Below are 24,239 nucleotides of genomic sequence, written 5' to 3'. Positions count from 1 at the left end.
GTATGTTCTTAGTTTTAATGTTAGCTGTTGGATTAACAGCGTGTGGTGGGAAAAAAGAGAATGGTAAAGTAACGATTGAATTTATGCATTCTTCTGTTGAACAAGAGAGATTAGCAGTAATTACTGATTTAATTTCTAAATTTGAAAAAGTAAACCCAAATATTACAGTAAAGCAAGTTCCAGTTGAGGAAGATTCTTACAATACGAAAGTTGTAACTTTGGCAAGCTCAGGCAAGCTTCCAGCGGTTATTGAAGTTGGACAAGACTATGCAAAAGTTATGGACAAGGACGAATTAATTGATAAAGATGCAGTTAAATCAATTATCTCTAAAGTTGGAGAAGATAAGTATTATGAAGGTGCGTTAAAGCTTTTAAAAACTGAGGACGGCAAAAACTATACTGGTGTTCCAATTAGTGGTTGGGTACAAGGAATTTGGTATAACAAGCAAATGCTTGCTGACAAAGGATTCGCAGAACCTAAAAATTGGGATGATGTTTTAAAGATTGCAAAGGCATTTACGAATAGTGGAAGTAAAAAATACGGTATTGCAATTCCAACTGCTGAAGGTGGTTTTTCTGAACAAGCCTTCTCACAATTCGCTTTATCAAACAATGCAAATATGTTCGATAGCAAAGGTGATTTAACATTAAATACACCTGAAATGAAAGAAGCTTTAAACTACTATAAAGAATTATCAAAATATACAATGCCAGGTTCTAATGATGTTACAGAAGTAAAAGATGCTTTCATGAATGGATCTGCTCCAATGGCTGTTTATTCTACTTATATTCTTCCTTCAGTATATGAAGAAGGTAAAACAAACAATATTGGATTTGTAATTCCAACTGAAAAAACAAAAGCAGTTTATGGAACAGTATCTGCTTACACGATTTCTTCTGGTTTAGATGATGACCAAAAAGCTGCAGCAGAAAAATTAGTAGAGTTTATGGCGAAACCTGAAAATAATACGAAGTTAGTATTAATGTCTCCAGGTGGATCTCAACCAGTAAATAAAGAAGTAACAGAAAGCAAAGAATATAAAGAAAATAAAGTTGTAAATTCATTTGGTGAGCTTTCAACTGAAATCGCAAGCGCTTTTGATAACATTCAAGTATTTGGTCTTGTTGATAACAAGAACTTCTTAAAAATGGGTGATGTTACAAGTTCAGGAGCAGTTGCTAAGTTAATTAATGATGTGACTGTTGGTGGAAAAAGCGTAGATTCTGCTATTAAAGAAGCGGGAGAAAAATTAAAAGGTGTAATAAAATAATTACTTTTAATTCAATTTACTAGTAATAATTATTTGATTCCTTAATTACTGAAAGTTGTTTGAGAAGAACGAACGCTTGAAAAGCAAGCTAAGTTGCTTTTTAAACAACTTTTCTTTTATCACCAATCTATCAAATAAGAGAATAGATTGTTTTTTAGGAGGAAGTATGAAACCAATAGCCCGAAAAAAATCTGATATAAAGCTAGCCATGGTACTACTTTTACCAAGTATTTTCCTACTATTATTGCTAGTTGCTTATCCGATGTTATCTAATATTAAAATAAGTTTTTTTGATCAGCCGATTAACCCTAGATTACCAGCTAAGTTTGTTGGTTTATCTCATTACACAGATGTTATTAAAGATATCGAGTTCTATAAATCTTTAGGAATTACCATTCTATATACAGTTTTAACTGTAGTTGGTAGTACAGTAGTTGGTCTTGGTGTTGCTTTATTCTTTAATCGTCCATTTAAGTTCCGTAAAACTGCTCGTTCTTTAATAATCCTTTCTTATGTAACTCCATCTATTTCATTAGTTTTTGCTTGGAAATATATGTTTAATAACTCATATGGGATTATCAATTACTTAGGAACGGATGTTTTTCATCTATTTAAAAGGGCGCCACTATGGTTTGACAATCCAGTTTATAGTTTTATAGTTGTAGTAGTTTTTGCGATTTGGAAGTATTTCCCTTATGCATTTATTTCGTTTTTAGCAATCTTGCAAACGATAGATAAATCATTATACGAAGCTGCTGATATCGATGGGGCTTCACTTTGGCAAAAGTTTAAAGTTGTAACTTTACCAGCGATTATGCCGGTATTACTAACTGTTGTAACTTTACGATTTATTTGGATGTTCTACATGTTTACAGATGTTTACTTATTAACAAAAAAAGTAAATATTTTAGGTATTTATTTATATGAAACAGCGTTTGCTTTCAATAATTTAGGAAAAGCATCGTCAATTTCAGTAATCTTATTTATCATATTATTCATTGTTATTATCGTATCAAGAAAGAAGGTGAACTTAAATGGCAGCAGTAAGTAGTAAAAGAAATAAAATTATGAAGAAAACTGGTTTCTATGTAGTACTGATTCTAATTCTTGGAATCATGTTATTTCCATTCTTTATTATGCTAATGACGTCATTAAAAAGTTCAAAAGAAGCAATTGCAACAAATCCGACATTATTGCCACATGAATGGACTTTCCAGCATTATATTGATATTTTTAATCCGACAATTTTCCCATATTTAAACTACTTTAAAAATAGTTTAATTGTCGCTATAATCGCAGCTTCATTATCAGTCGTTCTTGGTATTTTAGGAGCGTACGCTTTATCGAAACTAAAGTTTAAAGGAAGAGTGACGATAAATGCTAGTTTTTACACTGTTTATATGTTTTCAGGGATCTTACTAGTTGTACCATTATTTAAAATCATTTCTGGTTTCGGTTTATATGATACAAAAATGGCATTGATCATTACGATGATTGTTCAAACTCTACCAACAGCAATCTTTATGTTAAAGAGTTATTTCGATACAATTCCTGAAGATTTGGAAGAAGCGGCTATGATTGATGGTCTTAGTCGATTAAAAATAATCTTCTATATAATTATTCCTTTGTCAATATCGGGAATCGTTTCTGTTTTCGTATATGCATTTATGATTGCATGGAATGATTATTTATTTGCATCAATTTTCTTATCAAGTTCAGAAAACTTTACGTTACCAATCGGTTTAAATACTTTATTTAGTACACCAGATTATGTGTGGGGTCGTATGATGGCAGCATCTTTAGTTACTGCTTTACCAGTAGTTATTATGTATGCATTATCTGAGCACTTTATTAAAGGTAACTTAACTGAAGGTGGAGTAAAAGGTTAATTCGAAATAATTTTTTACTGAAAGGATGAAATAAAATGAAAAAATTAGTAGCAGTTGAACCAAGAGTTGCAGCATTAGTCGAGTACGAAGATCGCCTTGTACAACCAAATGAAGTAAAAATTAAAGTCGAATTTGCTTCACCAAAACATGGTACAGAAGTGGTTGATTTTAGAGGACTTAGTCCATTTATTGATGAAGAGTTCAATGAAGAATGGAAAATGTTTATGCCACGTGAAGAAGGAGCTGCTCGTGGAATCGTATTTGGTGAATTTCAATTAGGAAATATGGTTGTAGGTAGCATTTGTGAAATCGGTGATGAAGTGACTGAGTACAAATTAGGAGATCAAGTTTGTACTTATGGTCCAATCATGGAAACCGTAATCGTTAATGCTGTAGATAATTATAAATTACGTAAAATGCCAGAAGGTTCTTCATGGAAGAATGCAGTTTATTATGATCCAGCACAATTTGCAATGAGCGGAGTTAGGGATGCAAATGTTAGAGCGGGTGATTATGTAGTAGTTGTAGGACTAGGTGCAATTGGACAAATTGCTATCCAGTTAGCAAAGAAAGCTGGAGCTAGTATTGTAATTGGTGTAGATCCATTACAACATAGATGCGATATCGCGTTAAAAAATGGAGCGGATTATTGCTTCAATCCAATTAACTGCGATTTAGGATATGAAATTAAAAAAATTACTAATAAATTAGGTGCAGATTCAATCATTGAAACAAGTGGTGTATCAAGTTCACTGCAAGCAGCACTAAGAGGAATTGCATACGGTGGAACAATTTCTTATGTAGCTTTTGCTAAACCTTTCCCAGAAGGATTTAATCTCGGTCGTGAAGCACATTTTAACAATGCTAAAATTGTATTTTCAAGAGGTAGTAGTGAACCAAACCCGGATCATCCACGTTGGTCACGTAAACGAATCGAAAATACTTGTTGGGAATTATTAATGAATGGTTATTTAAATTGTGAAGATTTAATTGAACCAGTTGTTTCATTTGAAGAAGTAGCTGAATCGTATATGGAATTTGTTGATCAAAAGCCCGAGCTAAGCATTAAGATGGGTGTTCAATTTAAAAAATAATAAGAATATCAATCATTAAAATCATGGGAGTGTATTACACTCCCTTCTGTTTAGGAGTGGATCTAGTTGAAAATTGGAACACAAAATCAAGCATTTTTTCCAGAAAATATTAAAGAAAAATTTAAATACTTAAAAGAAATTGGTTTTGAAGGATTTGAAATCGATGGCAAGTTTTTAGTTGATAATTTAGAAGAAGTTAAAGAAGCAATTGCTGAGACTGGCTTACCGGTAACGACAGCTTGTGGTGGTTATTATGGTTGGATTGGTGATTTTATTGAAGAGCGTCGTTTAAAAGGTTTAGCAGATATTGAAGAAATTCTAAAAGCTTTAAAAGAAATTGGAGGAAAAGGTATTGTTGTACCTGCAGCTTGGGGAATGTTTACATTCCGATTACCACCTATGTCTTCTCCAAGAAGTCTAGAAGGAGATCGCAAAGCAGTTACTGAATCACTAGTTTTTCTAGATAAAGTGGCTGGTGAAACTGGAACGACTATTTACTTAGAACCTTTAAATCGCTATCAAGATCATATGATTAATACTTTAGCTGATGCACGTAAATATATTGAAGATAATCAGTTTAAAAACGTTAAAATCATTGCAGATTTTTATCATATGAATATTGAAGAAGATGGTATTTCTGAGGCACTTCACGCTAATCGTGATTTAGTTGAACATATTCACATCGCAGACAACCACCGTTTCCAACCAGGAAGTGGATCTCTTGATTTTAAAAAGTATTTTGACCAACTTAAAGAAGATGAGTATGAAGGCTTTTTAACATTTGAATGTCGTGTAAGAGGAAATAACTTAGAAGATGAATATATTAAAGCATTTCATCATATAAAAGAAGCTTTAAACTTAAAAGGTGAAGCACTGTGATTAAAAAGAAAGTAGCTATTATAGGCGGGGGCCAAATAGCTGAAAAAGTTCACGTTGCTTACTATAAAATTAGAGAAGATTTAGAAATAGTTGCCGTAGTCGGTATAAATGAGGAAGCATTAAAGAGCTTTGCAGAGCGTAATGAGATTCCTAACTATTACACGGATGCTGCTGAAATGTATGCGAATGAAAAACCGGAAATTGTAAGTGTTTGCACTCCGAATAAATTTCATTTTGATAATGTAATGCAGGCGTTAGAAAATAATTGTCATGTTTTTTGTGAAAAACCTCCTGCAATTTTGGCAGAGGATGCAAGAAAAATGTATGAAACAGCTTTAGAAAAAGGGCTTATCCTTGCTTATGATTTTCATCATCGATTTGCTGATGACGTAACGATTATAAAAGAAAAAATAGATCAAGGTTTATTAGGTCAAATTTATTTTGTAAAAGTTAAAGCTTTAAGACGAAATGGAATTCCTGGATGGGGTAGCTTTACTAATAAAGAAATTCAAGGTGGGGGACCTCTAATCGATTTAGGAATTCATATGCTTGATGCTGCACTTTTCGTTATGAATTATCCAAAAGTAAAGAAAGTTACAGCAAAAATGTTTCAGAAGATTGGTACTAAGAAAGATGAGGGTGCATTTGGTAAATGGGACCCATCAAAATTTGAAGTAGAAGATTCTTTATTTTCTTATATAGAGTTAGAGAATGGATGTTTAATTCAGCTTGAAACATCTTTTGCATTAAACATAAAAGAAAAATCAGAAATGAATGTAGAACTATGCGGAGAAGAAGCTGGTGCAACAATGTTCCCGGCTGAAATCTATACGGATGAAAAAGGAGAGCTTGTATCCCTATTAAAGAGAGAAGAGGCTGACCCTGACCGTCATACTAAAAGTATGGCAGCCTTTGTTAATCGTTGCTTAGGACAGAATGTTATGTTAGCGGATGGAGAACAAGGTTATGCTATTCAAAGACTTGTAGAAGCGATTTATCAATCAGCTGAAAAAGGTGAGAGTATATCTTTATGAATGAAGTAAATGTAATTAATGAAAAACAATTTGATTTACAATATATAAATAAATATGCAACGATCATGGCTCTTGGAAATGGATATTTAGGTTTACGTGCTAGTCATGAGGAATATTATTCTGAACAAACTCGTGGTATGTATGTGGCTGGAATTTATAATAAATTTACACCTAATGATATTACAGAGTTAGTCAATTTGCCAGATTTAGTTGGTATAAAAATCGAAATAAATGATGAAATATTTTCAGTTTTAACAGGAGAAGTACTATCTTATGACCGTACTTTAAATATGCAAAATGGAGAACTAACGAAAGAAGTTATCTGGAAAAACAAAGAAGGTAATCGCTTTTGTTTAAAATTCCAACGATTTGTTTCAAAAGATAATTTACATTTACTTGCTTCTAAAGTTAGTGTAGTCAGTTTAGATTGTAGTGCATCAATTAAAGTTACGACTGGTATCGATGCGCAAATGTCTAACTTTGGAAAGCAACATCTTTTAGAAGAAAATGTACGAGTTATTGATAAAAAAATAATGCATGCTGTATATAGAACAACTGAAAGCGCTCACTCAATCGCAATGGCAACTTCATGTAAAGTTTCAAGTGAAAGTGATGTTTCTTTTGTGGCTAAAAACAGACAGCTTTTGACGATCATTAAACATGATTTAGTCGTTGATCAGCCGTTTGAATTAGAAAAAATAAGTGCTGTTTATACTTCAAATGATTTGTCTGTGGATGATCCGGCACTATCAAGTATTCATACTGTTCAAGAAAATCTTGATAATGGTTACGATCGTTTATTAGTAAGCTCATCTATAAAATGGAATGAGTTTTGGAAAAAGAAGCGCGTTATCATTTCTTCTAAAGAAGCTATAGATCAAGTAGCATTAGATTTTTCACTTTACCATATTGAAATTATGACTCCTTCACATGATGAACGTTTTAGTGTTGGGGCAAAAGGTTTAACAGGAGAAGGATATAAAGGACATATTTTCTGGGATACGGAAATTTTTATTGCACCTTTTCATTTATTCACTGAACCAGAAGTAGCGAGAAAGCTATTGACTTACCGATATCTTCATATAAAAGAAGCGATAGATAAAGCTACTAAAAATGGTTATGCTGGTGCTCTGTTCCCTTGGGAAAGTGCATTTTCTGGTATGGAAGAAACGCCCGAATATGCGGCTATTAATATATTAACTGGTAAACGTCAAAAGGTTGCCTCGGCCTTAGCTGAGCATCATATTGTAGCTGACATTGCTTATGCAGTATGTCAATACTATGAAAATACATTCGATGAAGCATTTATGGCATGTGAAGGGCTAGAGTTACTAAAAGAAACAGCACGTTTTTGGATTAGTCGCACGACAGATGAAAATGAAGTACTCTCTATTAAAGATGTAATCGGACCAGATGAATATACGGAACATATTAATAACAATGCTTATACGAACTATATGGCTTATTATAATGTTCAACAAGCTTTAACTTATATGGAGAAATATAATAAGATTGATCAAGAACTAGTTGAAGATGGAAAAGACTTTTTAAATCGACTTTATTTACCACAACCAAACGAAGAGAAAATTATTCCACAGGATGATACATTTTTAACAAAACAAGAGATTGATTTAACGAATTATAAACAGAAACAAGGTAGTCAAGCAATTCTCCTTGATTATTCACGTCAAGAAGTAAATGAGATGCAGATTTTAAAACAGGCAGATGTAGTGATGTTAGTCTATTTATTTCCTAAATTATTTGAAAACGATGTCGTAAAAAAGAATTTGCAATATTATGAGGAGCATACAATTCATGATTCTTCGCTTAGTAAGGCGATCCATGCAATTGTTGCAGCAAGATGTGGAGATATAGAGATTGCTTATCGATTTTTTCAAGAAGCTTGCTTAATCGATTTAGGAACAAACCCGAAATCATCAGATGAAGGAATCCATGCAGCATCTCTAGGTGCTAACTGGTTAGCAACGATTTTTGGCTTTGCAAACATTAAGATGGAATCTAATAAGTTAAAGATTAATCCCAACTTACCTAAAAATTGGGACAAACTTTTATTCCCATTCCATTGGCAAGGTACAAATCTCGAAATTGAAATTACACATGATTCCGTATCTGTGACGAATCAATCTAGTTCTGAAGTTTCAATCGAAATTAATGGAGAATTATTTAATTTAACTGATCAAATTAGCGCATCACTTTAAGGAGGACAAATGAAAGTTGTAATTTTACCTGATTCCTTTAAAGAAAGTTTGGATGCAACGAATGTAGCGAAAGCCATTCATAAAGGTTTTCACTCAGTAATTCCGAATGCAGAGTATCATTTATTACCACTAGCTGATGGAGGAGAGGGCACTGTTCAAGCATTAATCGCTTCAAATGGTGGAAAAGTAGAAACGATTAATGTAACAGGACCTCTTAAGGAAATAGTTCAAGCTAAAATTGCATTTTCAAAAGATAGTAAAACGGCATTTATCGAAATGGCTGAAGCATGTGGTTTGCATCTAGTACCACTTGATCAACGTAATCCTTTACAAACTACGTCACTTGGTGTTGGTGAATTAATATTATATGCGATTGAACGTGGAGCTTCTGAGCTTATTATTGGCGTCGGAGGTAGCTCAACAAATGATGGTGGAATTGGAATGGCCACAGCATTAGGTTATCAATTCTTCGATCAAAACGGTGAAGAAGTTGAAAGTAACGGTGAAGCGTTACTAAAAGTAGCTTCAATATCTGATAGAAACAAATCACCGCTTTTGGATAAAGCTAAAATCACGATTGCAGCAGATGTTATTAACCCATTAACCGGAAAAAATGGAGCAACATATATATTTGGTCCACAAAAAGGACTTTTGACTAATCAATTAGCTGAATTAGATGAAGCAATGGGAATTTTCTATCAGGTTGCTGAACAATTTCTTAATAAGACCGTATCAAAGATACCTGGTAGTGGAGCTGGTGGAGGCATGGGTGCGGGTCTAATGCTATTTGCGAATGCTACTATAAAAAAAGGTATTGAACTTGTTCTTGAACAACTTAATGTTGTAGAGGTATGCAAGAATGCTGATATCGTAATTGTAGGAGAGGGTAGAATGGATGGTCAAACTGCCTATGGTAAAGCCCCAGTTGGAGCGGCTGCTTGTGCCCCACCAAATGCGAAAGTAATAGCAATTTGTGGTGGTATCGGTGATGGAATTGAGGAGTTGTATAAACACGGAATCGATGCCATTTTTCCGACGATCCCTGCAATCTTACCGATCGAAGATGTTATGAAAAATGCATTTGAAAATATTGAAAGAACTGCAAGAAATATTGCTGTACTATTAAAATAATTAAAATTAAAAAAGTAGAAAAACCTTTAAAAAGTTTTTCTGCTTTTTTAATTTTAAAAAGTTTTTAGCGATAATAATGATTATGAATCATCAACAATTTTATAATCTAGTTAAAATTTCTCCACTAATAGCCCCTACAGCTACAATGACCCAAGGAGGCAATTTCATAAACACCAGCATACTAAATAAAATCAGTACTAAAACAAAATCAGAAATCGATAACACTGAACTAATCCATATTGGGTTACAAAAAGCTGAAATTAGAATTCCAACTACTGCTGCGTTTACGCCAAGCAAAGCTCTCCTTAAATTCGAATTGCGACGCATACTTGACCAAAAAGGTAGAGTACCTAAAATAAGTAGGAATGCAGGTAAAAAGATGGCAATCGTTGCGATTAATCCACCTTGCCAACCCTTCATAACAGTTCCTAAATAGGCTGCAAACGTAAATAATGGTCCAGGTACAGCTTGAGTCACGCCATATCCCGCTAAGAAAGTTTCTTTGTTTAGCCATCCAGTAGGGGCAAGCTCACGTTCAAGTAAAGGAAGAACCACATGGCCTCCTCCAAAAACCATTGATCCAGCCCTATAAAAACTGTCAAATATAGAAATCCACTTAGTGGTTGTTAAAGAATTAATGATAGGTAATACGGCTAATAAAATAAAAAATAGAGCTAGACAAATCACGGAAAACCTTTTGGAGATATTCGTAATAAGGGTGGTTTCATCACTGTTTTCATTATCTTGATATAGAAAATATCCGAGTATTGAAGAAATTAAAATGACCGTTATTTGTGTAAAAGATGATTGCCATAATAATGTAGCAATCATTGCAAATATAGCAAGAGCTTTTCTTTTTAAATCAGGGGTCAAGTTCTTTATCATGCCTAAAATAGCTTGTGCAACAATCGGAACCGCAACCAATTTTAATCCATGGATTAATCCTGAATGTTTTAGATCGAAGCCTTGTAGAAATAATGCAAATAGTATAAGTACTATGACAGATGGTAATGTAAATCCAATAAATGAAACGATGCCACCTAAGGCTCCTGCACGTATTACACCAATTCCAATTCCGACTTGGCTGCTGGCTGGTCCAGGTAAAAATTGTGATAATGCGACTAAGTCGGCATATTCTTTATCGTCGATCCAATTTCGCTTTCTTACATATTCTTTATAAAAATAACCTAAATGAGCTACAGGTCCTCCAAAAGAAGTTAAGCCTAGCTTAGTAGAAACAAATAATAATTCTATTAAAGCATTTAATTCCTTATTTTTATGAATAGATTTCATAATTTCCTCCAGTTGCAATTGCTTATAAATAGTATAGTTTCATTCATCTACTAATCCAATGAAGTCCTATGCATTTTTACATAAGATTTACTTCATGGAAAGGGGGATATGATATCTAGGTAGAATATCTGTTAAACTACAAATAAATAAAACTAGGGGGGAAATAGATGCAGAAAATAAATATCGAGACATATAAGAAAAACTATCCTATGCTAAATCAAGTTATTAATTTAGAAGAATATTTTTGGTCGAATCCTAATCTTGTTCAATTTCAATCAGCAATTAAAAACTCACCTCTTACTCAAGAGGATGTAAAGGACGCAGATGAGCGATTAAAACGCTTTGCCCCATATATTTCAAAGGTTTTTCCAGAAACGCAGGAAACAAATGGGATCATTGAATCTCCTTTAGTACAAATTCCTTTCATGAAACAATCGTTAGAGAAAAATTACGAGGAAACTATATTAGGAAAACTATTATTAAAATGTGACAGTCACTTACCGATATCTGGTTCAATTAAAGCAAGAGGGGGTATTTATGAAATTTTAAAGCACGCCGAAGACTTAGCATTTGAGCACCAATTAGTAACGAAAGAGGATGATTACTCGATTTTAGCTAGTGATCAAATTAAAGAATTTTACTCACAATATTCAATTGCAGTAGGGTCTACAGGGAATTTAGGATTGAGTATAGGTATCATCAGTGCCAAATTAGGTTTTAAAGTAACTGTACATATGTCGGCAGATGCAAAGCAATGGAAAAAAGATTTACTCAGAAGTAAGAACGTCGAAGTTATTGAATATGAAGCAGATTATAGCAAGGCAGTTGAAGAAGGGCGAATGCAAGCAGCTGCCGATCCTGCTTGTTATTTTGTAGATGATGAAAATTCACATGATTTATTTTTAGGGTATGCGGTTGCGGCTTCACGCTTGAAGAAGCAATTGGAGGAATTAGACATTACGATTGATGAAAATCACCCGTTATTTGTTTATTTACCTTGCGGAGTCGGTGGAGGACCCGGGGGTGTGGCATTTGGTTTGAAATTATTATTTGAAGATAATGTTCATTGCTTCTTTGCCGAGCCTACTCATTCTCCTTGTATGATGCTTGGATTAATGACTGGATTAAATGATCAAGTTTCGGTTCAAGATTTTGGTATTGATAATAAAACAGATGCAGATGGATTAGCAGTAGGGCGACCATCCGGTTTTGTTGGAAAAATTATTGAGCCCTTTTTAAGTGGTTGTTATACTGTCAGTGATGAAAAATTATATTCAATGTTAAAGCAATTAGTCGACACTGAGGAGCTATATTTAGAACCATCGGCGTTAGCGGGTATGATTGGTCCAATTAAATTATTTAATGAAGGTAACGATTATTTAGCAAAAAATAATTTAGTAAAAAAAATGGAGAAAAGTACTCATTTAATTTGGGGGACAGGTGGTAGTATGGTCCCGGAAAAAATGATGAAAGAGTACTATCAAAAGGGGTCTCCTTCTAAATAAAATATATAGAGTTAAACATTACTCATATTTTAAAAGTGAAAAAATTCTTTTAATGCAGAATAATTTGACATATATTTATAAAGTAAATAAGTTTTCTATTTAGATTTTGACGCAAGAAATTTTCTTTTTAATTTCACTGTAAAAAAATGGATGATATAAGCCACTCCGATACGAACGGATTGGCTTCAGTGCATTCGAAAAAATACCCAATAGGGTATTGGAATACTTGGATTTATCTAAATCCTTTGATCAGGGTCATGAATTAAAAAGCACATAACATATTCTCATTAGGGGCGATAAAATTGAATTTAGAAAAGTATTTTTCACAATTTAGAAAAGAGATTATTGGAAGTGAAGGATCATTTTTATCACCATTTGGCGAGAAGAAAATGGTCTACTTAGATTGGGCTGCGAGCGGTAGGTTATATCGACCAATTGAAGAAAAATTGGTTTCAACTTTTGGACCGTATGTTGCAAATACACATACTGAATCAAATATAACTGGAAGTACGATGACGAATTGTTATCATGAAGCATTAAAGATTATAAAGGAGCATGTTAATGCAAGCGCTTCCGACACGATCATAACTGATGGTTCAGGAATGACAGGCGTGATGAATAAGTTTCAACGAATTTTAGGCTTGAAAATTCATGAAAATTTTCATTTTCGTTTAAGTTTACCTGAAGAAGAAAGACCGATTGTTTTTATAACAAGCATGGAGCATCATAGCAATCATACTTCGTGGCTAGAAACGATTTGTGATGTAGAAGTTGTACCTAATTGCTGTAATAATGTAGTCAATTTACAATTTTTAAGAGAACGTCTTGAGTTTTACAAAAATAAACGAAAATTAATTGGATCGTTTAGTGCTTGCTCTAATGTATCTGGATTAATTACACCTTACCATAAGCTAGCTAGACTGATGCATGAATATAATGGAGTTTGCTTTGTTGACTTCTCAGCTTCTGCACCATATGTTGACATCGATATGCACCCTAGTGATCCAATGGAAAAGCTTGATGCAATTCTATTCTCACCACATAAGTTTTTAGGAGGACCTGGTAGTAGTGGAGTTTTAATTTTTGATTCTTCGATGTATCAAAATAAAATTCCAGATCATCCAGGCGGAGGAACTGTGGAGTGGACAAACCCTTGGGGTGAGAAAAAATATATTAACAATATTCGTGAAAGAGAAGATGGAGGCACTCCAGGATTTTTACAAACAATTAGAACGGCACTTGCGATTAAGGTAAAAGATGCAATGGGTACAACGAATATATTAAAACGTGAAGAAGAATTGTCACACATCGTATTAGATGAACTTAGAACAATTGAAAATGTCATGTTACTTGAAGATTCAAGTAATCCAAGATTAGGCTTCTATTCTTTTTATTTAAAAGATATTCATCATAATTTAGTCGTTAGATTATTAAATGATCGTTTCGGTATTCAAGTACGAGGTGGCTGTTCATGTGCTGGTACTTACGGGCATATGCTACTAAATATTACAAGAGAAATGTCTAAAGCAATTACGGATGAAATCGATAATGGAAATATTAGCGTAAAGCCTGGCTGGATTCGTATGAGTGTTCATCCAACGACTACAAATGAAGAAGCATTAATTTTTACGAATGCTTTAAAAGATATTATTCAAAATATTGGAGAATGGTCTAAAGACTATATTTATCTAAAAGAGAAAAATGACTTTATCCATAAGGACGAAGCAGTTATGGAAGTGGAGAGTTATTTTGAGATGGAACTGACAGTAAAATCTTGAAATATAAACGAGAGTATTTAAGTTGACTTTATTGTGAACTCAGTGAGTAGACAAAGTCTCAAAAATTTGATTTTCAGACTGATTACAAGCGCTTGTCTTTCAAGGCGGGGAGTTACCCTAAAGGGTAATGAGCACCGCACACAGCAGGCGAAGCGACGAAGAAAGCGAGCGTTTGGCGGGCAGTCTGAGATCATTTTATTGTGATCTTTTTTGTAGATTCATAAATAATAATTCTTTCAATAAAATGCGGAGAACTTCACTTTAATATGCCCCAATTTAGTTAAAATTAATTGGTTGACATTATACCCTTAGGGGTATATATTACAAGTAAGAATATGACACATTTATTCTAAATACATGGTTAAGCTTAATTAGTTCTATAAGTTAGGGGGAATATAATGAAATATGATGATCCAGTAAAAAATAGAATAAAGCGAATTGAGGGGCAGGTTCGTGGAATTTTAAAAATGATGGAAGAAGAAAAAGACTGTAAAGAAGTCATAACACAGTTATCAGCAGTTAAATCAGCTTTGGATCGTACGATTGGAGTCATTGTAAGTTCAAACCTAGTGGATTGTGTACGAAGTGCAAATGAAAACGGACAAAATGCTGAAGATTTAGTGAAAGAAGCAGTGAATTTACTTGTAAAAAGTAGATAACAAGAATTGACACAATTTTTTATTTTTGACATCATATACCCATGGGGGTAATAGTATATATAAATATATTTTTTTGCTTTGTAAAATACCCTTAAGGGTATAAAAAGCGATGAGGAGAAAAAATTATGACAACGAAGAAAACAAATATCATTCTATTTAGTGGAGATTATGATAAAGCGATGGCAGCTTATATTATTGCAAATGGAGCGGCAGCTTTTGATCATGAAGTAACTATTTTTCATACGTTTTGGGGATTAAATGCATTACGTAAAGGCGAGCATGTGGCTACTAAAAAAGGTTTTATTGAAAAGATGTTTGGAAAGATGATGCCTAGAGGTGCTGATAAAATGGGACTTTCTAAAATGAATTTTGCTGGATTCGGACCAAAAATGATTAAAGATATTATAAAAAAACATAATGCGCTACCTTTGCCACAATTAATCGAAATGGCACAAGAACAAGATATAAATTTAGTAGCTTGTACAATGACAATGGATTTGTTAGGTCTACAAACCGAAGAGCTATTAGAAAATATTGAGTATGCAGGTGTTGCAGCCTACATTGGTGAAGCGGAAGAAGGTCAGGTTAACTTATTTATTTAATTTGAAAGGATCTGAATAACATGAAAGAAATAACTCCGATCGAACTTGAGAAGCATGTAAATACTGGGAAAGAAATAAATATTATCGATGTTCGTGAAGTAGATGAGGTTGCTGCTGGTAAGATTCCAGAGGCTATTCATATTCCGCTTGGATTAATTGAATTTCGATTAGACGAATTAGATAAATCAAAAGAATATATTATGGTTTGTCGATCTGGTGCTAGAAGTGGTCGTGCAACAGATTTCCTCCAATCTAATGGGTATAATGCAAAAAATATGATAGGCGGCATGCTTTCTTGGGAAGGAAGCGTAGAATAATTTTTTTTTGAATAAAATAATACCCCTAATGGTATTTAAAGTACGGAGGACGAAAAATGGAATTCATAAAATCAAACATGAAATTAGACGCAAGAGGATTAGCATGTCCAATGCCGATTGTGAAGACAAGAAAAGCAATGAAGGAATTAGAAAGTGGCCAAGTTATTGAGGTTCAAGCGACTGATAAAGGCTCTAAGGCAGACATTAAAGCTTGGGCAGAAAGCACTGGAAATCAATACTTAGGAACGATCGAAAACGGTGAAGTATTACGCCATTATTTAAGAAAATCTTCAGATGAAAATACAGTTGAAAAGAAGTTTGAAAAGATCGTAACGAATGAACAATTAGATCAGAAGCTACAAAACGAAAATACAATCGTTTTAGATGTAAGAGAAGAAGCAGAATATGTATTTAATCATATACCAAACGCGGTATCTATACCTTTAGGTGAATTAGAAAACCGATTATCTGAATTAGATAAAGAACACGAAATTTATATTATTTGTAGAACAGGTAACCGTAGTGATTTTGCTGCTCAATTGCTTGCTTCAAATGGTTTTACTAATGTGTTTAATGTATTACCTGGAATGAGCGAGTGGTCTGGTGAAACAGTAAGTATCAAAGGTTAATCCAATTTTTTTTAGTTAAAAATATTCTATGGGGGGTATAAAGGATGGCAGTCACTTCAATGTCTGCAAAAGAGATTACAAAGAAAATATTTGATAAAGAAGAACTATTTATTTTAGATGTTCGCAATTCTGACGACTATAATGATTGGAAAATTGAAGGTTCAAATTTTGAACATTTAAATATACCTTATTTTGATTTACTTGATGGGGTAGAGGATATTTTAGGGCAGATTCCTACAAGTAAAGATATTTTAGTGGTGTGCGCTAAAGAAGGATCTTCCATTATGATCGCAGAGATGCTTTCAGATGAGGGACTTGATGTTTTTTACCTAGAGGGCGGAATGAAAGAGTGGAGTGAGCATCTAGAACCAGTAAAAATTGCTGATTTAAGAAATGGTGGAGAAATGTATCAATTTGTACGAATTGGTAAAGGATGTTTATCTTACATGGTCATCTCTAATGGCGAGGCTGCTATTATTGACTCGACTCGAATGACTGATATTTACATTGACTATGCAAATACAAAGAAAGCTAAAATCACTCATGTATTTGATACTCATCTTCATGCAGATCATATTTCTGGTGGAAGGCAAATTGCTAAATTAACTGGCGCAACATACTGGTTACCTCCTAAGGATGCAAAAGAAGTTACTTTTGAATATAGTCCATTAGAAGACGGGAATAAAGTTATGATTGGTGAAACGGCAATCAATATTGAGGCTTTATATTCACCAGGTCATACGATCGGATCGACGTCGTTTGTTATCGATGAAAAGTTCTTACTATCTGGTGATATTCTATTTATTGATTCAATCGGAAGACCCGATCTAGCAGGAATGGCAGAGGATTGGGTAGGGGATCTACGCGATACCCTGTATAGAAGATATCGAAACTTATCGTCTGAATTAATTGTTCTACCGTCACACTTTATGGTGATCAACGAATTGAATGAAGACGGTAGCGTTTATAAGAGCCTTGGATTTTTATTTGCTCAAAACCATGGGTTGAACATTGAGAGTGAAAGTGAATTTAGACAGTTAGTAACTGAAAATTTACCGTCACAACCAAACTCTTATCAAGAAATTCGTGAAGTAAATATGGGTAAGATTAAATTAGATGCAGAAAAACAGAGAGAAATGGAAATTGGTCCAAATCGCTGTGCAGTACGATAAGTAACAATCTAGGAGGAAAATTGAATGGAAGCTACAAAATTATTAGACGCAAAAGGCTTAGCATGTCCGATTCCAATTGTAAAAACAAGAAAGGCAATTGCTGAAATAGAAGTAGGTGAAGTACTAGAAATTCATGTTACTGATAAAGGCGCTAAAAATGATCTAGCTGCTTGGGCTAAGTCAGGTGGACATGAATTATTAGACTATACTGAAGAAGATAATGTATTGAAATTTTGGATTAAAAAAGGGTAAATTAATAGATTAATAGGAAAAGGAGAACAAATTCTCCTTTTCTTTTATAGGGGGACTTAAAATGGAGTGGACCTTAATTTTAGTACTTTTTTTAGTTGGATTTCTTGGGTCCTTTATCTCAGGCATGGTTGGAATAGGTGGAGCAATTATAAATTATCCGATGCTTTTATTTGTTCCTCCACTATTAGGTTATGCATCTTTCACTTCACATCAAGTTTCGGGAATAAGTGCCGTCCAAGTAGTGTTTGCAACATTAAGTGGTGTATTAAGTTACCGTAAAAGTGGCTATTTAAATAAAAAAGTTATCTTAAGTATGGGAATTAGTGTACTAATTGGAAGTTTTATAGGTGGATTTGGTTCAAATTTGCTTTCAGAACATGGGATTAATCTTGTTTATGGTATTCTAGCAATGATTGCGGTCGTTTTAATGTTCATTCCTAGAAAAGAAATCGAGATGTCAGAAAATAATCAAATCTCAATTAACGTCTGGCTTGCAGCGAGTCTGGCTTTTGTTGTAGGCACTAGTGCAGGGATTGTTGGAGCCGGAGGAGCATTTCTTTTAGTGCCAATCATGTTAACAATCTTAAAAATACCAACACGAATTACAATTGCTTCCTCATTAGCGATTACATTTATTTCTTCAATAGGAGTAACAATCGGTAAAATCTCTACTGGGCAAGTTGAGATTTTACCAACGATCATCGTTGTAATTGCCAGTTTAATTGCTTCACCATTAGGAGCAAAAATAGGCAAAAAAACAAAAACGCAGGTTTTAAGAGGGATTTTAGCAGTTCTAATCGGTTTTACAGCATTGAAAATTTGGTTTACAATTATTAAATCATGGATGATTTGAATTGGGATTTAAAAAAACAGAAAAACTTTTTTGAGTTTTTCTGTTTTTTCTTATTGCTTTTTAAAATAGTTTGTGGATATTCCAGTGTATTAACCAATGTTTAATATTAAAAAAATGAAAAATATTCTAAATTTGATTTAATTCAAATTTTTGTATGAAAAAGCTTCTTCTCCTTGTGTTTATAAAGGATTTGCTAGATAGTGTAAGTAAAAATTTTCTATTTTTTAACATAGTTTCTCAAAAAAAGATCTGAAATTGCTTCTTGACGTATTCAAAAAAGCGAGATAATATAAACACAATCATTTTAAAACTTAATAAATTCTATTACTTATCCAGAGAGGTGGAGGGACTGGCCCTACGATACCTCGGCAACGGGTTTGTTGTTTCGTAACAAATACCGTGCTAATTCCTGCAAATCGTTTAAGCGATTTGAAAGATAAGAAGTAAAGTGGCTTATATATTTAACCCCTCTTCTTATCTGTGTTATTGGATAAGGAGAGGGGTTTTTTGATGAGTTATGAGAGAAAAAAAGAGGGAAAAACAAATATAATCCCTAGTTTTCAAATGTGAATACTTAGTTTTAGATATTACTTGCATTGGAGGAAATAAATTTGATTGAGATTAAAAATGTTTCCAAGGTTTATCCTGGAAGGCCATCAATTAAAGCTTTGCAAAATATTAATATGAAAATTGAGAAAGGAGAAATTTATGGAATCATTGGCTTTTCAGGAGCAGGAAAAAGTACATTGATTCGTTGTTTAAATAGACTTGAAGAACCAACTGAAGGCTCAGTTTCGATTGATGGATTGAACTTGATGGCATTAAACGAAGAGGAATTACGTAAGACACGTAGAAAAATTGGCGTCATATTTCAACACTTTAATTTACTTTCAGCAAAAACGGTGTTCGATAATATAGCAATGCCACTTTACCTTGAAGGAAAGAAGAAACAGGATGTTCAGGAAAAGGTAATGGAATTAATCGAATTTGTTGGACTGTCAGGGAAACAAGATGTTTATCCAGGACATTTATCGGGAGGGCAAAAGCAAAGAGTGGGAATAGCAAGGGCACTTGTAACAGACCCAGATCTTCTATTATGCGATGAAGCAACATCTGCATTAGACCCTGAAACAACAAAGAATGTATTGGAGCTTTTAAGAAAAGTAAATAAATCTTATCATCTTACCATTTTCCTCATTACTCATGAAATGAGTGTTATTCGAGATTTATGTGATAAAGTGGCCGTCATTGATGGTGGAGAAATTGTAGAAGAAGGTAATGTTTACGACGTTTTTACAAATCCACAAAAAAGCATTACAAAGAATTTTGTTAATACCGTATTACAAAATGAGGTGCCAACTAAATTAACGAAATCACTCCCAAAGGGAAAATATTATCAATTAGTCTTTCTAGGAGACAAGGCAGCCAATCCTTTAATATCGGAGGTTCTTAAAAAATTCGATATTCATTTAAACATTCTTTATGGATCGATTACGGAGCTACAAGAAAGACCGTATGGGAATTTACTTGTTGAATTAGAAGGATCAAAAGAAGAAAGTGCAAAAGCAATTAAATTTATTTTAGAAAAAGGAATCGATATAAAGGAGGTTGAGATAATTGGAGCTTAATTGGGAATTCTTCTGGCCACAGTTTTTGCAGGCATGCCAAGAAACATTTCTAACTGTACTAGGGTCGTTTATTTTTGGAACAATCATAGGATTACCCTTAGGTATTATCTTGGTTGTAACAAGGCCCGGACATATTATGGAAAATAAACCAGTCTTTACGTTGTTAAATACCATTATTAATATTTTGAGATCTGTGCCATTTATTATTTTGCTAGTTGCCATCATTCCGTTTACTAGATTATTGACGGGAACATCTATTGGCGTTGTTGCAGCAATCGTTCCACTGTCGATTTTTGTTGGACCTTATTTAGCAAGATTGATAGAGAACTCCATGCTTGAGGTAGATAAAGGAGTGCTGGAAACAGCCTATGCAATGGGAGCAACAAAGTTTCAAATCATTGTGAAGTTTATTTTACCTGAAGCGATTCCATCGTTGATTCTTTCATTTACAACGGCAACGATTGGATTGATTGGATCAACTGCAGCAGCTGGTGCCGTTGGGGCTGGTGGTTTAGGTGACTTAGCTATTACATATGGTTATCAACGATTTGAAACCGTAGTTATTGTCATTACGGTTGTATTACTAGTATTGATTGTTCAAATCATTCAAAGTTTAGGGAATACGTGGTCAAGATATGTGAGGAGGAAAAGAGGATGAAAAAGTTTTTTACTTTTTTTGCAGTATTATTATTAACAGTTTCGGTATTGGCAGCATGTGGCTCTAAAGAATCAGCAGGTAACAAAACGAGAACAGTTAAGATTGGAATAAACGGTGATGACAATGATCTTTGGAGAATTATACAAAAGCAAGTAAAAAGTGACGGCATTAAATTAAAAATCATTTCTTTTTCAGATTATGTTCAGCCAAATACAGCACTAAATGATGGTAGCCTTGATTTAAATGCTTTTCAAACGATTACTTATATGAACCAATTTAAAGGGGATCATAATTTAGATATTGCTGCGATTGGTTCAACAGTTATCGCCCCAATGGGAATTTATTCACATAAATATAAAAACCTAAGTGATATTCCAAATGGTGCAACGATTACGATACCAAATGATGTGACGAATGCAGGCCGTGCTCTTAAACTATTACAATCTTCAAAGTTAATTAGTTTAGTAGATAATTTTGACCCAAAAGGAAGTATTGAACAAATTAAAGAGAACCCTAAGCATCTAAAAATCAAACCTATTGCAGCGGGGCAAACAGCTAGATCGTTGGAGGATGTGGCAGCAGCAATCATTAATAATGGATTCGCCGTTCAAGCGGGCCTAGATCCTGCTAAGGACCCACTTTATAAAGAAGACCCGAATGAAAAAGCTGCAATGCCGTATATCAATGTTATTGCTTCTCGTACGAAGGATAAAAATGACAAGGATTATTTAAAAATTGTGAAGGCGTATCAATCAAAAGAGGTTCATGATTACATTATTAAACGTGATAAAGGTGCAACGGTTCCGGTTGTCATTTCAATCGGAAAAATTAAAAATCTATAAGAGCGATCATATTAAACTAGGTTCATTCTAATATAAAAGACTAGAAGGGAGATTGGTCACATGGCAGTCCAAACTGAGACACATAGAGATCAAATTGTGAAAAGTATTGAGGAATCAAAGGAATTCTATATAGAAACTAGCCACCAAATTCATGCGAAACCAGAAATAGGTAATCAAGAGTTTTTTGCATCAGAAACACATACTAGGATTTTAGTAGAAGCTGGTTTTGATGTATCACGAAATATCGCGGGTCATGAAACAGGATTTGTGGCAAGAAAAACATCGTCAAAGCAAGGTCCTAGCATCGCCTTTTTAGCAGAATACGATGCACTTCCTGGTCTTGGTCATGCATGTGGACATAATATTATTGGGACAACGAGTGTAGCTGCAGGTATTGCCTTAGCTGAAGTCATTTCTGAGACTGGAGGAGAAGTTGTCATATTTGGAACACCTGCAGAAGAGGGTGGACCAAATGGAAGTGCCAAGGGGAGTTTCGTGAAAAATGGATTATTAGAAGGCATTGATGCAGCTCTAATGCTTCATCCAAGTGGTAATACAGAATTGTCTAGTCCAACTTTGGCAGTAGATCCGTTAGACTTCCATTTTTATGGTAGAGCAGCCCATGCTGCTGGAGCACCAGAACATGGAATTAATGCCCTAGATGCTGTAATCCAGTTATTTAATGGAATTAGTGCTCTTCGTCAGCAACTTTCTAGTGATGTGCGTATTCATGGAATAATCACTCATGGAGGCGATGCGCCAAATATTATTCCAGAGTATGCTTCAGCAAGATTCTTCATTCGAGCTAGTACATGGAAACAAACGGAAGAAGTGTCCACTAAGATTCGTAATATTGCTCAAGGAGCGGCACTCGCAACTGGTAGTACTGTTAAAATTGAAAGATTTCAAAATGAAGTTCATGATTTTATTATCAACCGTTCACTCGATCGTATTGTAGGTGAAGAATTAACGTTATTAGGTGAAGAAGTAAAAGAAAAAAATGGTGGACTTGGATCTACTGATGCAGGAAATGTAAGTCACGTTGTTCCAACTTCTCACGCATATATTAAAATTGGACCTGATGATTTAGTTGCTCATACGAATGAGTTCCGTGAAGCTGCCCGGTCGCTACAAGGTGATCAAGCTCTAATAACAGGGGCGAAGGCATTGGCCCTAACAGGGTATCGATTAATTACCGAAAAAAATCTTTTAGAAAAGGTTCAAACTGAATTTCAGCAGACTGAAAAATAGTTAACTTAAAAATGAATAAAATACAAAAACCAGAAAAACTAACGAGTTTTTCTGGTTTTTGTCATTAAGTAAATAAGAAAGAATTCGTCCTTATTCGAATGTTCCTTTTACGATCGGAATTCCTTTTTCTAACATTATTTTTCCGTTTGCAATAACTGTTTCAATTTCTAAGTTATCTTGTTGTAATAGTACAAGGTCTGCATCCTTACCTACTTGTAGACACCCTTTTTGAGGTAGCTTTAGCACTTGTGCAGGGTTGGATGTTATAACTTGAATAGCCGTTTCTAATGGAATAGCTTCTTCTAATATTGCATCTTTTACTTCTTGGAAAAGAGAGGCCATTTTTCCGACTTGAAGGCCAAGATACTCACCATTCATATCAAAAAAAGGAAGACTTGCCTGTGCATCAGATGAAAAAGTTATATTCCCAATAGATACACCATGCTCGAGCATCATGCGTAACCCTTTGCTACATTTGACCTCGCCTTCCTCTAAAAACTGAGGGATTGTACTTGTTGTAAAATCTACATATCCACCTTTTAGTGCATATTGAATTCCTGCGTTAAATAACTCTTCATTACGATTAATATGTGTAGGGTGGAAATGACGTATTGGGATGTTTGTTTTATCAATTATTTCATGTAATAGAGAGAGTTTATCAGAGCCATCCCCCACATGAATTTCCAATACTCCAGCCTTGCCGGACAAAATACCACCATTTCGGGCGGCGGTAGCGATTTTTACCAATTCTTCAAATGTAGGTTCTGAAGAACGGTGATCCGAAATAGCGATTTCACCGACACCAATTATTTTATCAATTAATAGTATGTCGTCTTCAATTTTACTCGTTAACGTTTTTACGGGGACATGATAAGAACCCGTATGAATATAACATGTAATACCTTCCTCCTCTAAACCTCTTGCCTTTGCAAGAAGACTTTCCATTCTTCTTGTTGTTCCATCTGTACCAAGTAAACCAACCAAAGTAGTGACACCTGCAGTAGTAGCAGAAGTTAACATTAATTCAGGTGTACGTGTTTTGAATCCACCTTCTCCTCCACCACCGATAATATGAACATGTGAATCAATAAAACCTGGTACTACTACATTGTTGGTGGCATCTATTATCTTGCAATTATATGTGTCAGGAGGTAATGGAATACGATCCGCAATTAAGATAATTTTTCCGCTCGCAATCAGTATGTCTTTGCGACCAATCGAATGTGGTGTGTATACTTGACCGTTTTTTATTAAAGTTAACAACTAGTTTTCCTCCTAATAAT

The 24,239-nt window shown here is 34.2% G+C and carries 23 protein-coding genes and 1 riboswitch; of the genes, 21 read left to right on the top strand and 2 right to left on the bottom strand.

Going from position 1 to position 24,239, the window contains the following annotated elements:
- Positions 1 to 2: 2 nt before the first annotated feature.
- The 8 genes from COC46_RS02830 (at position 3) to COC46_RS02795 (ending at position 9,517) form a co-directional block, all read left to right on the top strand.
- Positions 3 to 1,271 (top strand): ABC transporter substrate-binding protein, encoded by a 1,269-nt coding sequence (locus COC46_RS02830; RefSeq protein WP_098808318.1) that lies wholly within the window; start codon positions 3 to 5, stop codon positions 1,269 to 1,271.
- A gap of 166 nt (positions 1,272 to 1,437) precedes the next feature.
- Entirely contained in the window at positions 1,438 to 2,322 is an 885-nt protein-coding gene (locus tag COC46_RS02825; protein WP_098808257.1) for a carbohydrate ABC transporter permease, read from the top strand.
- Complete coding sequence (locus COC46_RS02820) at positions 2,306 to 3,160, top strand: carbohydrate ABC transporter permease (protein ID WP_098808256.1); 855 nt, start codon at positions 2,306 to 2,308, stop codon at positions 3,158 to 3,160. Before COC46_RS02825 ends, COC46_RS02820 begins: the two co-directional genes overlap by 17 nt.
- A 35-nt stretch (positions 3,161 to 3,195) precedes the next feature.
- Positions 3,196 to 4,254: a zinc-dependent alcohol dehydrogenase gene (locus tag COC46_RS02815; RefSeq protein WP_098808255.1), complete on the top strand. Its 1,059-nt coding sequence runs from the start codon at positions 3,196 to 3,198 to the stop codon at positions 4,252 to 4,254.
- Positions 4,255 to 4,320: 66 nt separating this feature from the next.
- Positions 4,321 to 5,133 carry a sugar phosphate isomerase/epimerase family protein gene (locus tag COC46_RS02810; protein WP_098808254.1) on the top strand — a complete coding sequence of 271 codons (813 nt, stop codon included), beginning with the start codon at positions 4,321 to 4,323 and terminating at the stop codon, positions 5,131 to 5,133.
- Complete coding sequence (locus COC46_RS02805; RefSeq protein ID WP_098808317.1) at positions 5,133 to 6,167, top strand: Gfo/Idh/MocA family protein; 1,035 nt, start codon at positions 5,133 to 5,135, stop codon at positions 6,165 to 6,167. Before COC46_RS02810 ends, COC46_RS02805 begins: the two co-directional genes overlap by 1 nt.
- Positions 6,164 to 8,386 carry a glycoside hydrolase family 65 protein gene (locus COC46_RS02800; RefSeq protein WP_098808253.1) on the top strand — a complete coding sequence of 741 codons (2,223 nt, stop codon included), beginning with the start codon at positions 6,164 to 6,166 and terminating at the stop codon, positions 8,384 to 8,386. Before COC46_RS02805 ends, COC46_RS02800 begins: the two co-directional genes overlap by 4 nt.
- A 9-nt stretch (positions 8,387 to 8,395) precedes the next feature.
- Positions 8,396 to 9,517 carry a glycerate kinase gene (locus COC46_RS02795; RefSeq protein WP_098808252.1) on the top strand — a complete coding sequence of 374 codons (1,122 nt, stop codon included), beginning with the start codon at positions 8,396 to 8,398 and terminating at the stop codon, positions 9,515 to 9,517.
- Between the two features lie 99 nt (positions 9,518 to 9,616).
- Here COC46_RS02795 and COC46_RS02790 read toward each other — a convergent pair whose 3' ends face one another.
- Positions 9,617 to 10,810 (bottom strand): chromate transporter, encoded by a 1,194-nt coding sequence (locus COC46_RS02790; protein ID WP_098808251.1) that lies wholly within the window; start codon positions 10,808 to 10,810, stop codon positions 9,617 to 9,619.
- Between the two features lie 167 nt (positions 10,811 to 10,977).
- On the opposite strand from COC46_RS02790, the gene COC46_RS02785 reads away from it, so the two are divergent.
- The 13 genes from COC46_RS02785 to COC46_RS02725 all read left to right on the top strand — a co-directional run bounded on the left by COC46_RS02785 (position 10,978) and on the right by COC46_RS02725 (position 22,956).
- Positions 10,978 to 12,315 (top strand): D-serine ammonia-lyase, encoded by a 1,338-nt coding sequence (locus COC46_RS02785; RefSeq protein ID WP_098808250.1) that lies wholly within the window; start codon positions 10,978 to 10,980, stop codon positions 12,313 to 12,315.
- A 302-nt stretch (positions 12,316 to 12,617) separates the two neighbouring features.
- Positions 12,618 to 14,093: an aminotransferase class V-fold PLP-dependent enzyme gene (locus tag COC46_RS02780; RefSeq protein WP_255294791.1), complete on the top strand. Its 1,476-nt coding sequence runs from the start codon at positions 12,618 to 12,620 to the stop codon at positions 14,091 to 14,093.
- A gap of 398 nt (positions 14,094 to 14,491) precedes the next feature.
- Positions 14,492 to 14,752 (top strand): metal-sensitive transcriptional regulator, encoded by a 261-nt coding sequence (locus COC46_RS02775; protein WP_098808249.1) that lies wholly within the window; start codon positions 14,492 to 14,494, stop codon positions 14,750 to 14,752.
- Between the two features lie 125 nt (positions 14,753 to 14,877).
- Entirely contained in the window at positions 14,878 to 15,354 is a 477-nt protein-coding gene (locus COC46_RS02770) for a DsrE/DsrF/DrsH-like family protein (protein WP_098808248.1), read from the top strand.
- 20 nt (positions 15,355 to 15,374) lie between these two features.
- Positions 15,375 to 15,671 (top strand): rhodanese-like domain-containing protein, encoded by a 297-nt coding sequence (locus COC46_RS02765; protein WP_098808247.1) that lies wholly within the window; start codon positions 15,375 to 15,377, stop codon positions 15,669 to 15,671.
- Positions 15,672 to 15,727: 56 nt separating this feature from the next.
- A complete protein-coding gene (locus tag COC46_RS02760) occupies positions 15,728 to 16,300 on the top strand; it encodes a sulfurtransferase TusA family protein (protein WP_098808246.1) in 573 nt (190 codons plus the stop codon).
- Positions 16,301 to 16,344: 44 nt separating this feature from the next.
- On the top strand, positions 16,345 to 17,472 hold the full coding sequence (locus tag COC46_RS02755; RefSeq protein WP_098808245.1) for an MBL fold metallo-hydrolase: 1,128 nt from the start codon (positions 16,345 to 16,347) through the stop codon (positions 17,470 to 17,472).
- A gap of 24 nt (positions 17,473 to 17,496) precedes the next feature.
- Positions 17,497 to 17,724 (top strand): sulfurtransferase TusA family protein, encoded by a 228-nt coding sequence (locus COC46_RS02750; protein ID WP_098808244.1) that lies wholly within the window; start codon positions 17,497 to 17,499, stop codon positions 17,722 to 17,724.
- Positions 17,725 to 17,785: 61 nt separating this feature from the next.
- Complete coding sequence (locus COC46_RS02745; protein WP_098808243.1) at positions 17,786 to 18,577, top strand: sulfite exporter TauE/SafE family protein; 792 nt, start codon at positions 17,786 to 17,788, stop codon at positions 18,575 to 18,577.
- Positions 18,578 to 18,902: 325 nt separating this feature from the next.
- A riboswitch (SAM riboswitch) is annotated at positions 18,903 to 19,020 on the top strand.
- Between the two features lie 168 nt (positions 19,021 to 19,188).
- Positions 19,189 to 20,205 (top strand): methionine ABC transporter ATP-binding protein, encoded by a 1,017-nt coding sequence (locus COC46_RS02740; protein WP_098808242.1) that lies wholly within the window; start codon positions 19,189 to 19,191, stop codon positions 20,203 to 20,205.
- The gene (locus COC46_RS02735; protein ID WP_098808241.1) at positions 20,195 to 20,863 is read left to right on the top strand and encodes a methionine ABC transporter permease; all 669 of its coding nucleotides are present in this window, start codon (positions 20,195 to 20,197) and stop codon (positions 20,861 to 20,863) included. The genes COC46_RS02740 and COC46_RS02735 overlap by 11 nt, the downstream gene beginning before the upstream one ends.
- The gene (locus COC46_RS02730; protein WP_098808240.1) at positions 20,860 to 21,705 is read left to right on the top strand and encodes a MetQ/NlpA family ABC transporter substrate-binding protein; all 846 of its coding nucleotides are present in this window, start codon (positions 20,860 to 20,862) and stop codon (positions 21,703 to 21,705) included. The genes COC46_RS02735 and COC46_RS02730 overlap by 4 nt, the downstream gene beginning before the upstream one ends.
- A gap of 60 nt (positions 21,706 to 21,765) precedes the next feature.
- The gene (locus tag COC46_RS02725; RefSeq protein ID WP_098808239.1) at positions 21,766 to 22,956 is read left to right on the top strand and encodes a M20 family metallopeptidase; all 1,191 of its coding nucleotides are present in this window, start codon (positions 21,766 to 21,768) and stop codon (positions 22,954 to 22,956) included.
- Between the two features lie 90 nt (positions 22,957 to 23,046).
- Here the strand turns inward: COC46_RS02725 and iadA are convergent, their stop codons facing one another.
- Positions 23,047 to 24,219, bottom strand: coding sequence for a beta-aspartyl-peptidase (gene iadA / locus COC46_RS02720; RefSeq protein ID WP_098808238.1), 1,173 nt, complete (start codon positions 24,217 to 24,219; stop codon positions 23,047 to 23,049).
- Between the last annotated feature and the right edge of the window lie 20 nt (positions 24,220 to 24,239).

This window comes from Bacillus sp. AFS041924 (assembly GCF_002577195.1).
Lineage (GTDB): Bacteria > Bacillota > Bacilli > Bacillales > Bacillaceae_G > Gottfriedia.
This window is presented reverse-complemented; position numbering and strand designations above follow the sequence as displayed.